Annotated in this window: 10 protein-coding genes; 2 read left to right on the forward strand and 8 right to left on the reverse strand. The window is 73.9% G+C overall.

Translation table 11 applies throughout. The annotated features are described in order from the left end of the window. Positions 1 to 599 precede the first annotated feature (599 nt). The 4 genes from P3H78_RS19780 to P3H78_RS19795 all read right to left on the reverse strand — a co-directional run bounded on the left by P3H78_RS19780 (position 600) and on the right by P3H78_RS19795 (position 6,621). Positions 600 to 2,855: a transglycosylase domain-containing protein gene (locus P3H78_RS19780; RefSeq protein ID WP_276110371.1), complete on the reverse strand. Its 2,256-nt coding sequence runs from the start codon at positions 2,853 to 2,855 to the stop codon at positions 600 to 602. A gap of 13 nt (positions 2,856 to 2,868) precedes the next feature. Further along, the gene (locus tag P3H78_RS19785; protein ID WP_276110372.1) at positions 2,869 to 5,283 is read right to left on the reverse strand and encodes a bifunctional polysaccharide deacetylase/glycosyltransferase family 2 protein; all 2,415 of its coding nucleotides are present in this window, start codon (positions 5,281 to 5,283) and stop codon (positions 2,869 to 2,871) included. Positions 5,284 to 5,297: 14 nt separating this feature from the next. Next, entirely contained in the window at positions 5,298 to 6,071 is a 774-nt protein-coding gene (locus tag P3H78_RS19790) for a hypothetical protein (RefSeq protein ID WP_276110373.1), read from the reverse strand. A gap of 88 nt (positions 6,072 to 6,159) precedes the next feature. Further along, entirely contained in the window at positions 6,160 to 6,621 is a 462-nt protein-coding gene (locus P3H78_RS19795) for a DUF1877 family protein (protein WP_276110374.1), read from the reverse strand. Positions 6,622 to 7,250: 629 nt separating this feature from the next. Between P3H78_RS19795 and P3H78_RS19800 the strand changes: the two genes are divergently transcribed. Together P3H78_RS19800 and P3H78_RS19805 are read left to right on the forward strand one after the other, a co-directional pair. Further along, complete coding sequence (locus P3H78_RS19800; RefSeq protein ID WP_276110375.1) at positions 7,251 to 7,883, forward strand: RNA polymerase sigma factor; 633 nt, start codon at positions 7,251 to 7,253, stop codon at positions 7,881 to 7,883. Positions 7,884 to 7,963: 80 nt separating this feature from the next. Next, complete coding sequence (locus P3H78_RS19805) at positions 7,964 to 8,794, forward strand: hypothetical protein (protein ID WP_276110376.1); 831 nt, start codon at positions 7,964 to 7,966, stop codon at positions 8,792 to 8,794. A gap of 165 nt (positions 8,795 to 8,959) precedes the next feature. Here the strand turns inward: P3H78_RS19805 and P3H78_RS19810 are convergent, their stop codons facing one another. From P3H78_RS19810 to P3H78_RS19825, 4 genes are all read right to left on the reverse strand, one after another. Further along, positions 8,960 to 9,946, reverse strand: coding sequence for an aldo/keto reductase (locus tag P3H78_RS19810; RefSeq protein ID WP_276110377.1), 987 nt, complete (start codon positions 9,944 to 9,946; stop codon positions 8,960 to 8,962). A 23-nt stretch (positions 9,947 to 9,969) separates the two neighbouring features. Further along, positions 9,970 to 10,770 carry a thioesterase II family protein gene (locus P3H78_RS19815; RefSeq protein ID WP_276110378.1) on the reverse strand — a complete coding sequence of 267 codons (801 nt, stop codon included), beginning with the start codon at positions 10,768 to 10,770 and terminating at the stop codon, positions 9,970 to 9,972. Next, entirely contained in the window at positions 10,767 to 12,083 is a 1,317-nt protein-coding gene (locus P3H78_RS19820) for a cytochrome P450 (RefSeq protein WP_276110379.1), read from the reverse strand. Before P3H78_RS19820 ends, P3H78_RS19815 begins: the two co-directional genes overlap by 4 nt. A 274-nt stretch (positions 12,084 to 12,357) precedes the next feature. Continuing rightward, positions 12,358 to 13,137: a LuxR C-terminal-related transcriptional regulator gene (locus P3H78_RS19825; protein WP_276110380.1), complete on the reverse strand. Its 780-nt coding sequence runs from the start codon at positions 13,135 to 13,137 to the stop codon at positions 12,358 to 12,360. Positions 13,138 to 13,427 lie beyond the last annotated feature (290 nt).

The raw sequence follows: 13,427 nt of genomic DNA on the forward strand, positions 1-13,427 counted from the left end.
GCTGCCCACTGACCGCACCTGCCGGTGCCTGCCACACCCGTTGGGACTCCGCCTCCGAGTCGCCCTCACCGGCGACGGGACGGTGCACCCCTGAGCCGGGGGGTGGGCCGCGCCGCACCCCTCCGCCCAGGGGCGGGCCGTCGGTTCGCGGCGTCCCAGGCGGCCGGCGCGACCGTGTTGCCGGTCACCGTGCCCTTGGCACCGTCGACGGCGAACCGGTGCAGGACGCCGTCGGTGCCCAGCACCCACGACCGCCCTGGCGCTTCGGCCGCCCTGCTCCGCTACCACGCGCAGCGCCTTCGTCCTGCCGTGGGAAACCGCCTTGTCGGCCGCTTCGATCGCCGCAGCGGCCTGGGCGCGAGGGCCCCCGCCGCGCTCCGGCCGTCCCGGCCGCTCCAGCCGTCGCCGTCGAGCCTGGTCGAACGGGTCAACGCGCTGCGCGGCGCACACCGGCCCCGGCCCGGTCGGCCACGGCTACACGCAGGCCAGCCTCACGGAGGGCACCCAGTACACCTCCTTCCGCGTCTCCGGCCACGTCGTCGGCTGGTCCCGGGCACCCGCACCACCGGGCGTCGTCGACCGGCCTTGCCGGCCGGGAGTCAACGGCACTTGTGCGGACGGCACTTGGGGCGGGACGTCGGAAGGCCCGGCCCGGACGTGGCCCCGGGGGCCTTCCGCCTGCCGGGCCGGCCCGCGTGCTTGGTGGGCGCCGGGGTGGGAGAGGCGGAGGGGAGACCGGGCTCGTCGGTGCCCGTGCCGAGGGACGCGGGGGCGGGGAAGGGGAGGTCGGGCCGGCCGTTCAGGGCGTCGTGCATGTACCTGGTCCAGATCTGGGTCGGGATGTCGCCGCCGAACACCTTCTGGAGGCCGCCGACGCCCGCCAGGGACTGCAGCTGGGGATGGTCCGGGCTCTCCTTGAAGAGCACGACGGACGTCGCGAGTTGGCGGGTGTAGCCGACGAACCAGGCCGACCGGTAGTCGTCGGTGGTACCGGTCTTGCCCGCGGCGGTCCGGCCGAGGGCCCGGGCCCTGGTGCCGGTGCCCCGGGTGATGACGCCGCGCAGCACGTCGGTCACGTTGTCGGCGACCGACGCCGGCAGGGCGCGTACGGGGGCGGGAGCGGCGAAGCCGGGCCGGGCCGTCCCGTCGTGGGTCACTCGGGTCACCGAGTACGGCGTGACCTGCATCCCGGATGCGGCGAACGTGGCGTAGGCGCCCGCCATGCGGATGGCGCTCGGGGTCGAGGTGCCGATGTAGAAGCCGGCGCTCGGCGCGGCGAGGCTCTCGGGGCGCAGGCCCATCGCCTTCGCCGTCCGGGTCACGCGGGAGTGGCCGACGTCCTCGCCGAGCTGCACGTACGGCGTGTTGACCGACTGCTCCATCGCCGTGCGCAGGGAGATGTACCCCCAGCGGTGGGGCGTGTCGTTGTGCTGGTGGAGGAGGCCGCTCGGGTCCTTCGCGTCGGTGACGTAGGCGCCCTGCTGATCCTTGATCCGTATGCCGTCGTCGCCGTCGAACCGGCTGGCCGGGGTGACCGGCGCCGGGGCCGTGCCCGGCTTCAGGACGGCCCCGTACTGGAGCGCGGAGGCGAGGACGACCGGTTTGAAGGTCGAGCCCACCGGGACGCCGGACGTGTCGGCGTTGTCCGCGTAGTGGGCACGCTCGTAGCCGGGTCCGCCGTAGACGGCCAGGATCCGGCCGGTGGCCGGGTCCACCGAGGCGGCGCCGGTCTGGACGTCCCGGTCGGCCGTCCGGTGGGCGGGGTCGAGGCGCTGCGCGCGTATCCTCGCGACGGCTCCGGCCAGTTGCGCCGTCCTCAGGCGGTCGAAGGTGGTGTGGATGTGGTAGCCGCCCCTGCTCAGGCTGCTGTCGGTGATGCCGGGGTCCCGCTGCTGAGCGTACGACCGGGCCAGCTGGACCAGATAGCCGGCCTGTCCGGTGAGGCCCGAGCCGGGCGTCCACCTCCTGGGCGCCGGGAAGCCGGCCGCCGCGTACCGGGCGCGCTGCTGCTCCGTCAGCCTGCCGGTGCTCACCATGCGGTCGAGCACCCAGGACCAGCGTGCCTGCGCCCGTGCCCGCGCCCCGGGGGCGGAGTCGGCGTACTGGAAGAGGCTCGGCTCGTTGACCGCGGCGGCGAGGAAGGCGCCCTGGCTGACGTTCAGCTTCTCGACCGGGAGGTTGTAGTACACACGGGCGGCGGCCTCGATGCCGTTCGCCTGCCGGCCGAAGTAGCAGGTGTTCAGGTAGCCGTGGAGGATCTGCCGCTTGCTCATGCTCGCGCCGATCTTGGCGGAGATCAGGAGCTCCTTGAGCTTGCGGGACACCGTCTGCGACTGGTCGAGGTAGGTGTTCTTGACGAACTGCTGGGTGATCGTCGAACCGGACTGGACGGAGTCTCCCTGGGCCATGTGCACGATGGCGCGCGCGATGCCCTGCGGGTCGATGCCCGGGTCGGTGTAGAAGGAGGCGTTCTCGGCGGCGATGAAGTCGCCCTGCACGCCCGCCGGGACCCGCGCCAGGGAGACGTTCTCCCGGTTGACGCTGCCGTCGGTCGCCAGCACCGTGCCGTCGGACCAGTAGTAGACGTTGTTCTGGAGCAACGTCGAGGGGTTGGGGTCGGGGATGGTGATCGCGGCATAGGCGTACCCGACGGCCGCGGCCACCGCACCGACGCCGAGCAGCAGGGACGCCAGCACCTGGCGCCACGAGGGCAGCCAGCGTCGCGCGCCCGCGCGGCCCGCTCTCGGATAGTCGATCCAGCGTCCGCGCGACGTGGTGCGGGCCGCGCCGCGGCGGCCCGCCGCACGACTGCCGGAGATGGTGCGCTGCGGCGGCCTGCGCCGGGTACCGCTCATGACCTGACTGCTTTCAGTACCGGTGGGTGGTGTCGTGGGGAGGGGTCGCGTTCGGCCGGGGCTGCGGCTGAGCCTCGTACGGCCAGGGGTCCGGGTGGGACTCGTACGGTCCGGGCAGCGGGGCGGCCGCGTACGGTCCGGGGGCGGGGGCGGCCGCGTACGGTCCGGGCCGGGAGACGGCCGCGTACGGGTGCGGCGGCGCGACGCCTTCGGCGGCTTCCGGAGCCGGTTCCGGCCGCGCGGGGGCCGCGGTGCGGTCCTGACCGGTGGGCTCCGCTCCCGCCGGTGCCTGCAGGGTGCCGTAGCGCTCCATGCGCTGCCAGCGGAGCCGTGATCCGGACACGGCGGTGAAGACCGACTGGACCACCACCAGATACATGAGCTGGCGGTAGACGAACTGCTGCAACGGCAGGCTCCACAGCGGACCGGGGCGTTCGCCGTCCAGCCGGAACGCGTACAGGCCCATCGCGAGTTGCAGGAGAAGGAAGGCGAGCCACAGGGCGGTGATCCGGACCGGGTCCAGGAAGAGCAGGCCGTACAGGGCGAAGACGTCCACGACCGGCGCGAGCAGGGGCAGCAGCACCTGGAAGAGGAGGAGGTAGCCCAGCCCCCGGCGGCCCAGCTTCCCGGCGGCGCCTCGCTGGACCAGCGCGCCCCGGTGCTTCCACATCGCCTGGAGAGTGCCGTAGCACCAGCGGTACCGCTGCCGCCACAGGGCGTTCAGGGACGCGGGTGCCTCGGTCCAGGCCACCGCGCCCTCCTCGTACACCACGCGCCAGCCGGCGCGGCACAGCGCCATGGTGAGGTCGGTGTCCTCGGCGAGGGTGACGTCGCTGACGCCCCCGAGGGCGAGCAGTGCCCGGCGGCGGAAGGCACCGACCGCACCCGGCACCGTCGGCATGCACTCGGCGAGGTCGAACAGGCGGCGGTCGAGGTTGAAGCCGACCACGTACTCGATGTGCTGCCAACGGCCCAGCAGCCCGCCGCGGTTGACGACCTTGGCGTTGCCGGAGACGGCCCCCACGCGCGAATCGGCGAAGGGCTGCACGATCGTGCGGACGGTGTCGGGTTCGAAGACCGTGTCACCGTCGACCATGACCACCAGGTCGCAGGAGGCCGCGGCGAGCCCGGTGTTGAGCGCGGCCGGTTTGCCCGCGTTCTCCTGCCGGATCACCCGCACCCCCGGCAGCCCGAGCGCCTCCACCAGATCCGCGGTGCCGTCGGTGGAGCCGTCGTCCACCACGATGATCTCCACCGGGTGGTCCGAGGCGGACAGCGAGCGCACGGCCGCCTCGATTCCGGCGCTCTCGTTGTACGCGGGGACGATGACGCTGACCGGTTCGGTCACCGGCGGCCCCCAGGACCTGCTCCGGCGCCCCGTCCGCAGCCGCCGGTGCCGGCGGGCCGCGACCACCACGACCACCGCGCGCAGCACGCTGACCGCCCCGGCCGCGTACATCAGCACGCCCAGCAGCCACACGACCCGGTCGCCTGCCTGCAGCGCCGTGACGAGGGCCATGCCCTGGAGGCGGTCGCCCGGTCCGGCGAACTGGACGGGACCGGCCATGCCGACGGCGGCGCCGACCGTCGCGAACCGGAAGCCCCGCGCCTTGAGCCGGGGGATCAGGGTGTTCAGCGCGGCGACGGTCTGGGAGCGGTCGCCTCCGCCGTCGTGCATCAGCACGATCTGCCCGGCGTGCCCGCGCGGGGTCGCGTTCGCGACGATGCGGTCCGTGCCGGGACGCTGCCAGTCCTCGGCGTCCTGGGTGGAGAGCACCGTGACGTAGCCCGCCGCGCCGGCCTGCTTGACGACGGACCAGTCGGCGTCGTCCAGCGCGTCGTTCTCCGAGGAGTACGGCGGCCGCAGCAGGGCGGTGGTGATCCCGGCCGCGCCGGTCACCGCCAGCTGGGTCTCGCGCAGTTCCAGGGACCGCTGCCAGGGAGCGAGGCGGGACAGGTCGGGGTGGGTGAAGGTGTGGATGCCGATCTGGTGGCCCTCGGCGACGATCCGGCGGACGAGTTCCGGGTGGGCCACGACCTCGGTGCCGACGACGAAGAAGGTGGCCCGCACGTGGTTGCGGCGCAGCACGTCGAGGATGCGGGGCGTCCAGACGGGGTCGGGGCCGTCGTCGAAGGTGAGGGAGACGGTGCGGTCCTTGGACCGTGCGGTGTGCACGGCGCCGGCGGCGTTCGCGATCACCGGGCCGCCGCGGGTCACCCGGGCGGGCACCGTGCCGCTGCCTCCGCGGGCACCGGTCACGTCGTCCGGGGTGATCCCGAACATGTGGTGGGTGTACCCCTGCAGCAGAAGGGCCGTCGACAACGTCACGGCGAGCACGCTCAGCAGCAGCCAGTGGGGGCGGGGGGTGGCGGTCCGGCGGGTACGGCTGCGGTGGGCGGGAGCGGTACGGCGGCGGCGATCGGTCACGTCAGGGCCTTGGTTCACTTCACGGGCTTGTGGGACGTCCCGAGGGCACGCCCGTGGGAGGAGGGCGTCGGGGCCGGGGTCGGGGTGGGGGTGGCGGTGGCCGTCGGGGAGGCCGCCGCGGTGGGCGCGGACGCGGCCGCGGGGGCGGCCGGGGCAGCCGTCCGGCCGGCCGCGGCGGAGGCCGTCCGGACGGTTGCCGGGCGAGTGTCCCCGTGCGTCGCCGTGGCGCCTGCGCCCTCCGTCGCGTGGCCCGTGCCGGACGGGGAGTCGGGAGCGGTCACGCGGGGCGTGGCGGGTCGGTCGGCGCCCGCCTGCGGGACGAACGGGGCGCTGATGCCGGGGCCGCCCAGCATGGTGCTGATCAGCAGGGCGACGTAGCCGCCTGCGGGAATCACCAGGAGCCGTGCGGCGCGCCGCACGAGGCGCTGGCGCCGTCCTGAGGAGTCCACGAACACCGGCCGCGCCGACTCGCTCTCCGACGGGTCCGGGCCCGGCCCGGATTCCGGTGCGGGCACGAACGGGACGGGCCGTGTGCCGGTCTCCGGGGCCTCCACGGTCAGGACGTCGCCGTGGTCGGCCTCCCAGGGCGCCGGGCTGGGCGCCCCCTGCGCGAGCTGCACCGGGTCCCAGTACAGCGTGGCCGTGTCGCCGCCGTACCCCTCGTGGCCGTGGACCTCGCCGCCGTGTCCGTGGTGGCCGTACCCCTCGTGGCCGTACGCATACGCGTACCCGGCACCGCCGTACGGATCCTCCCCGTACGCCCCGCCGTTTCCGTCCGTCCACTGCACGACTCGTGTCCCCTGTCCCGGTCGGCCGACGCGGCCGTCCACAAGGACAGAGCGCGGCGGGCCGGAACTGTTACACCTCCCGCACAGCTCACCCCTCGGACATCCACTTCACCACGGCTTCTCCGCAATCGGCCGTCTGCGCGTAGAACGCCCTCAGTTCCTGGTGAGCCGCCGCGAAGGCGCCCCACGTCTCGAGCTCCGCGACCGCGCCGCCGTAGCGCGGCAGCAGGTCGTCCCGGGCGGCATCCCACAGCGCCTCGAAGTCGGCCGCCGCGAGGAACCCGGCCACCTGACGGGCCTGGGCCGCCGTCAGCACCAGGAGCGGCGCCTTGCGCCGGTCGGCGCGGAACACCGGCAGGCCGCCGAGCACGGCCTGGCCCCGGGGCCGGCTCCGGACCGGGGGACGCGAAGGAGCGCCGGCGTAGATGCGCTCCTGGTCCCGGCAGCGCGGGACGGTCTCCGCACCGTCCTCGAAAAGCCGTTCCAGCCATGTCGCGCTGTTGCGCAGCGCCGAAGGCGGCACCGCGCGCAGACGGAGGTACGCACTCATGCCAGAGGGAGCGCGCCGGGGCGTCCGGGCGTCACACGGCGCGGCCGGCACCCGGGGGCGGGCCGGGCACCGCCGGTCCCCCGGGTTGCCGCGGGGCCGGTCCCCCGGGTTGCCGCGGGGCCGGTCCCCCGGGTTGCCGCGGGGCCGGTCCCCCGGGTTGCCGCGGGGCCGGTCCCCCGGGTTGCCGCGGGGCCGGTCCCCCGGGTTGCCGCGGGGCCGGGGCCCCGGTCAGTGGTCGGGGCCCCGGCCCCCCGCCCCTCTCCGTGCCGCCCGCGGGAGGAGTCACGAACGGCCCCGGGAGTGGTCCGGTCCGGAGCGGGCTGCGGCGCCGGCGGAGCGGCCGCTCCGGCCCGCCCGGCAGCGAACCCGGCATTCCCCCAGCGCACGGGCCGCGCGAAGCGTCACCCGGCCCGGCGCGGGGGCGCACCGGCAGGGCTCCGCCGCCCCGGCACCCGCGGGCCGGAACCGGCGGCGACGGCCCCGGGGGGCGTCGTCGAAAAAACGCGTGGGACGAGCGATGCGTGGTGACACTTCCGTGACGGCGGACGCTGAACATCATGGGCCGTCGATGCGACCGGAGCGCGCTGGACGGCAGCACTCGCTACGAACCGGCGTGAACGAGGACGATCTTGGGCCAGGTACGGCATCCCCGCCGCGCGCAGGCGCGCGACGGGGAACTGGGCGCGGCGGTCGCACGGGCCCAGGACGGCGACGAGACCGCCTTCGCGATCGCCTACCGGATCGTCCAGCCCGGCCTGCTCGGCTACCTGCGCGGCATCGTCGGCGACGACGCGGAGGACGTGGCGTCCGACGCCTGGCTGGAGATAGCCCGCGACTTCGGGCGCTTCAAGGGCGACGGCGCGGGCTTCCGCGGCTGGACCGCGACCATCGCCCGGCACCGGGCGCTGGACCATCTGCGCCGCCAGCGTGCGCGGCCCCGGGCGGGAGGGACCGAACAGGACGTACTGGACCTGCCCGGCCCGCACAGCACTCATGAACAGGCGCTGGAGTCCCTCTCCACCGGGCGGGCACTGGAACTGGTCCGCGGACTGCCCCGGGACCAGGCCGAGGCGGTGCTGCTGCGGGTCGTCGTCGGCCTGGACGGCCCCACCGCCGCACGCGTCCTCGGCAAGCGGCCGGGAGCGGTGCGCACCGCCGCCCACCGGGGCCTGAAACGCCTCGCCGGCCAGCTGGGCATCGGCGGCGAGGCCGAGGAGGGTGTGACGGATGGGGCCTGCCGCACGCTGGGGAAGTCGACATGAACGACGACGGCAGCGGCCGGCGGGCGGGCGGGCCCGGCAGACCGCACGAAGAGGAACTGTGAACAGGAACGGAAGCGGACATGGGTGAAAGGCTGAGCGGCGGCGGAGTCCCGGGCCGTCGATGTGCGCCGCACGACGCCCTGCCCGGCGCTCGGACCGCGCGAGACGCCGCCACCCTGGAAACGGCCCTGGCCGCCGCCATCCGTACCACCGACCTCGACCCCGAAGCCGAGCAGCGGGCCGTGGCCGCCTTCCGGGTCTCCCGGGGCGAGGGCGCGCACCGGGCGGCACGCACCCGGCGCCGGGACGACTGGCGGCCGGCCGCGGAGCGACGTGCCCGGCGCCCGCTGAAGATGACGTTCGGCGTGGTGTTCGCCAGCCTCACCCTGGGCGGCGTCGCCGTCGCGGCCATCGGTCCCGCGGGCTCCTCCTCCCACGCCGCCGGCGCCGGCCGGGGCACCACGCACCCGTCCGCGCCGGCAGCGGACCGGCCGGGCGGTGCACCTTCGCCTGTGTCCTCCCTGGGCTCCCGGCCGACCGGCCGGCCGGCCACCGCCCAGGACACCGAAGCCCACTGCCGCGCCTACGAACAGGTCCAGGGCCGCGGCAAGGCACTGGACGCGAAGGCCTGGCAGCAGCTCGTCACGGCCGCCGGCGGCAGGGCCGAGGTCACCGCCTACTGCGCCGCGCAGCAGACACGGGCGCCGGCCGCGTCGGCCGGTACGGGCCGGTCCGGCGAAGGCGCCGCGGGCGCCGGGAACGGCGCGTCGGGCAGGACCGGCACCTCCGGGAACGGCACGTCCGGCAGGAACGGCACCTCCGGCACGTCCGGAGGCAACACCGGCGGCACGGGCAGCACGTCGGGGAAGAGCCGGGCGGGCGGCGGCCAGGGGGGCTCGAAGCACAAGTAGCCCCCACCGTGCCCGTACCGCGCCGACGGGGCCGGGCCGGAGACCCGGGCCCCGGCCGCCCGGTGCGGTGATCGGCCGCCGCCCGCCGGAAGCGCGCCGGATCAGGCGCTCCCGTTGTCCGTGAAGGGATTCCGGGCCGGATCCGGCCCGGAATCCCTTCAGGGCTCAGTTGACGGAGTCGAGCTTCGCGCGCTGCTCCTGGGTGAGGTCGAGGTCGACCGACCCGAGGCTCTCCTCCAGCTGTGCCACCGACGAGGCGCCGACCAGGGGAAGAATCGGGATCTCACCGCCCATCAGCCAGGACAGCACGACCTGGTTGACGGTGGCGCCGGTCTCCGCCGCGACCTCACGGACCGCCTTGAGCCGCGGCTGGGTTCCCGCGTGTTCGAAGCCCGGACCGAGCGGCTTGTCGTCGCGTACGTACGCGCCCGAGAGCAGCGGCGAGTACGAGACCTGCGTGAGCTCCGGGTTGGCGCGCAGGTAGCTGAGCAGGTCGCCGCTGACCAGGCCCTGGTTGCCGTCGGGCGAGCGCAGGCTGGGGATGTCGGTGCGCTGGCGCAGGTAGCTGTGGTGGTGCTGGAGAACCTCGTAGCCGGGCACGCCCGCCGCCCGGGCCAGGGCACGGGCGCGTTCGACGCGCCACGACCAGTGGTTGCTGGCGCCGAGCAGACCGGCCACACCGTCCGCGACGACGTCGGCGAAGCCCTGGACGGTCTCCTCCAGCGGGGTGTGCTCGTCCATGATGTGCGCGTACAGCAGGTGGATCTTCTCGATGCCGAGGTTCTCGCGGCTGCGCTCCGCCGACTCCCGGATGGCCTTGGCGGACAGGCCCTCCACATCCAGGCTGAAGGTCGAGGTCGGCTGGTTGGGGCGCGCGCCCAGTTTGGTGGCGATGGTGATCTCGTCGCCGACGCCACGGCTCTTCAGCCAGCGGCCGACGAGTTCCTCGCTCTCGCCGCCCTGGGTGCCGTGCACCCAGAACGCGTAGTTGTTGGAGGTGTCGATGAGCGTGCCGCCCGCCTCCGCGAACCGGTCGAGGATCGCGAAGGAGGTGGCCTCGTCGACGGTGGTGCCGAAGGTCATGGCGCCGAGGCTCAGCACGCTGACCTTGCGGCGGGTCTCGGGGGAGCTCCCCATGACGCGGTATTTCACAGCGGGTCCTTTCGGTTCGGGGGTTACGGAAGCGCCGGCAGGTGGGAGCGGAGCTCCGACACGACGGCGTCCAGATGGGGGACGAGGAAGAAGTGGCCGCCGGCGTACGAGCGCAGGCGGAACGCGGCGGTGGTGTGGGTGTGCCAGGCCCGCGCCTGCGGTTCGTCGACGCGTGGGTCGACGTCACCGATCAGCGCGGTGATCGGGCAGTCGAGCGGTGCGGCACCGCGGAAACGGTAGGTCTCGGTGGCCACGTAGTCGCTGCGGACGGACGGCAGGACCGCAGCGAGCAGTTCCGGGTGGTCGAGCATCCGCTCGTCCGTGCCGCCCAGCAGCTTCATGTCCGCGATCAGCTGTCCGTCGTCGGCGAGGTGCACCGCACCCGGCGCGGGGATCGACGGTGCGCGCCGGCCGGAGACGGTCAGGGCCGCGGGCGGGAAGCCCGCGTCGCGGAGCCGGCAGGCCACCTCGAAGGCGAGAGAGGCGCCCATGCTGTGCCCGAAGACCGCGAGGGGGCGGTCCAGGAGGGACGCGGAGTCGGCGAGGAGCACGGCCGCCACCAGGTCGGCCATGTCGTGCAGCGATTCCACGCACGGCTCGCCGAACCGCTCCTGGCGGCCCGGGTACTGGACCACCAGGGTGTCGGCGTGCCGCGCCAGGGCGGTCGAGAGCGGGAAGAAGTACGAGGCGTTGCCACCCGCGTGCGGGAGGACCAGCAGCCGCGGAGCACCGGCCGGGGCGGTGTGGAAGCGGCGCAGCCACGGTGTGCCGGCCGGTGCGACCGCGGGCGCGGTCCGGGTCCGGGACGGGGTCGGAGCCGTCATGTGGCCTTCCCCGCCCGTCCGTCGCCGCCCCGGGCGCGCCGGGCGGTGATCGGAATGTGCTTGTAGCCGGAGACGAAGTTGGAGCGCAGGCGCTCGGGGGTTCCGGCCGGCTGGAAGTCCTCGAAGCGGGTGAAGAGCTCCTGGTACAGCGTCCTGAGGGTGACGCGGGCGACGCTGTGGCCGATGCAGTAGTGCGGCCCGATGCCGAAGGCGAGGTGCTTGTTGGGCTTGCGCCGGATGTCGAACTCGCTGCCGCCGGGGAAGACCTCGTCGTCACGGTTGGCGGAGCCCAGCCAGACCACGACCGCGTCGCCCGCCTCGATCCGGGTGTTGCGTATCTCCACGTCGCGGGTCGCGTAGCGCAGGAAGTGGTTGACGGGGGACGCCCACCGCAGCGACTCCTCCAGTCCGGTGGCGTCCGCCTCGGGGTGTGCGGCCCAGTCCTGCAGCACTCCGGACTCGATGAACTCCGCCATGACGAAGTTCGGCGCGTGCGGCGTGGTGACGTTCGCGCCGAGCAGCAGGCTGTAGCAGTTGGCGACGATCTCGTCGGGCGCCATGTGCCGGCCCTCGAACTGCGTGGAGATCAGCACGCTGAGGAGGTCGTCGGCCAGGTGGTTGCGGCGGTACCGGACCAGGTCCTGGAAGTAGGCGAAGAGATCGCGGTGGGCCGCCTTCAGGGTGGCGTCGCGGCCGCCCGCGTCCTGGTACTCGGCGTCGTCGGCCGCGATGCACACGGTGGTGAGCCGGTTGAGCCAGCCCCAGTCCGTGGTGGGCAGGCCCATCATGGTTCCGGTGACCGACATGGGCAGCGCGAGCATGGCCTGGGCGAAGTCGAAGGTGCCCCCGTCGCCGAGCGGTTCGATGAGCGGCGTGACGAGGTCGCGGATCATCTCGCGCTGCCGGTCGACCGCCTTGATGGCCAGGGCCTTCTTGAGCCGGCCCTGCATCTCGGTGTGGCGGGGCGGGTCGGTGGCCGCGAGCTGCTTGCCGCTGGCCGGGTCGTCGAGGCCCAACAGGTCCAGCATGGTGCCGCGTTCGGAGGTGAAGGTCGTCGTGTCGCGCAGCACCCGGTCGGCGTCGTCGAAGCGGACGATGTTCCAGAACCAGCGTTCGTCGTCGACCTGGTGCCGAGTCAGCGTGCCGAGGGAGCGCAGGTGGCGCCAGGCCGGATGGGGGTCCCCTTCGCTGTAGACCCCCGGGTCGACGAGGTCGACGGCGTCGGCGGAGCCGGTCGCGGCAGCATGCAGGGGGCATCCGGTCGGGGGTGCGGGGATCGGAGGGGCAGGGGCTGGTGCGGCGTGGACGGTCAAGGCCCGTCTTCCTTTCGCCGGGATGGGCGGTGGGAACGCGCCATGGCGCAGCCCCGCGCGGCGCGAGGAGAGCGGCGCAGGGTGCACAGGAAAGGACGGGGCACGGGCCACCGGGACGACGACCCGGGGCGGGGCCCAGCGTGGCGCGACGGGGAACCAACCGGTCTGCGCGGTGTGACGGCCGGGGGACGGCCGGGGGTGCTGTGCGCACAACGTACAGGAAGGCCGGGGGAGACGTGAAGCGCTTTCGGTGTCGCGCTCCGCTCCCGCGCCCTCATTCCGACGCCTCCTCCAGGAACCCGCTCTTCGCGATCAGATAGGCGAGTTGCGCCCGGCTGCGGCTGCCGAACAGCTCGGCCGCCCACCGCATGTGGTTGGCCACGCTGCGCGGGCTCATGCCGAGTCGGGCCGCGATCGCCTCGTCGGTGTAGCCGTTGACCATGTGCCGCAGGATCGCCAGCCGCACCTCGTCGATCAGCACCGGGGGCAGCCGGCTGCCGGGGAAGGTGTGCAGCGGCGAGGCCCGCTGCCAGACGTGCTCGAAGACGCTGACCAGGTAGCGGATCACACCCGGGTGCTCCACGGCGAGCGCGATCTCGCTCCGCTCCGAGGCGGGGTCGGGGATGAACGCGATCTTGCGGTCGCAGACGATGAGCCGGTTGAAGACCTCGTCCAGCGTGCGGACCTCGCCGCCGGCCCGCACGATCTGCTCCGCGTAGGTGAGCGTGGGCTGGTGGGACCGGATGGTGTGCTGGTAGATCGTCCGCTGGACGATGCCCCGCCCGATCGCCTCCAGATCGCTGGCGAGTGCCTTGTCCAGCAGCTCCTGCGGGCGGCCCCCACCGGGCTGCGCCGTGAGCAGCTCCTCCCGGCAGGCGTGCACGGCCGCCGAGAGGGTCGCGCTGATCGCGTGGGAACCCTGCACCACACGGATCAGGTGCGAGTCGCCCCGGCCCGAGCTGTCCGAATACACGTCCTGTGCCCGGGCTATGGAGGCGCGCAGCGTCGCGAGGGAGTCCTTCCTCTCCTCGATGGCGCGTTCCATCCGATCCATCTGGGCTCCGGCCGCCAGCCGGGGCGGGATCGGGGCCAGGCTCCCGTCCCTCACGCGCCGGATGAGTCCCAGGTCAAGCAGGCATTGGGGGCTCCTGCCCGGCGTCGGCCTGCCCTGCAGGGTGTCCGCGTAGTACTGGAGCCCGTTTGCGCAGATCTCGACTGCGCACTCTTCTCCCTCTACATCCGATTTCCCACACATTTCTCCCCCTTGCTGGATGTCGCATTGCAGGATCATCCTCCCCGATCGCCGAGACCTGACAGGCAGTAGGACGCACAATTTCGGTCGGG

Origin of the sequence: Streptomyces tropicalis (assembly GCF_029269835.1) — a bacterium.
Classification (GTDB): domain Bacteria; phylum Actinomycetota; class Actinomycetes; order Streptomycetales; family Streptomycetaceae; genus Streptomyces; species Streptomyces tropicalis.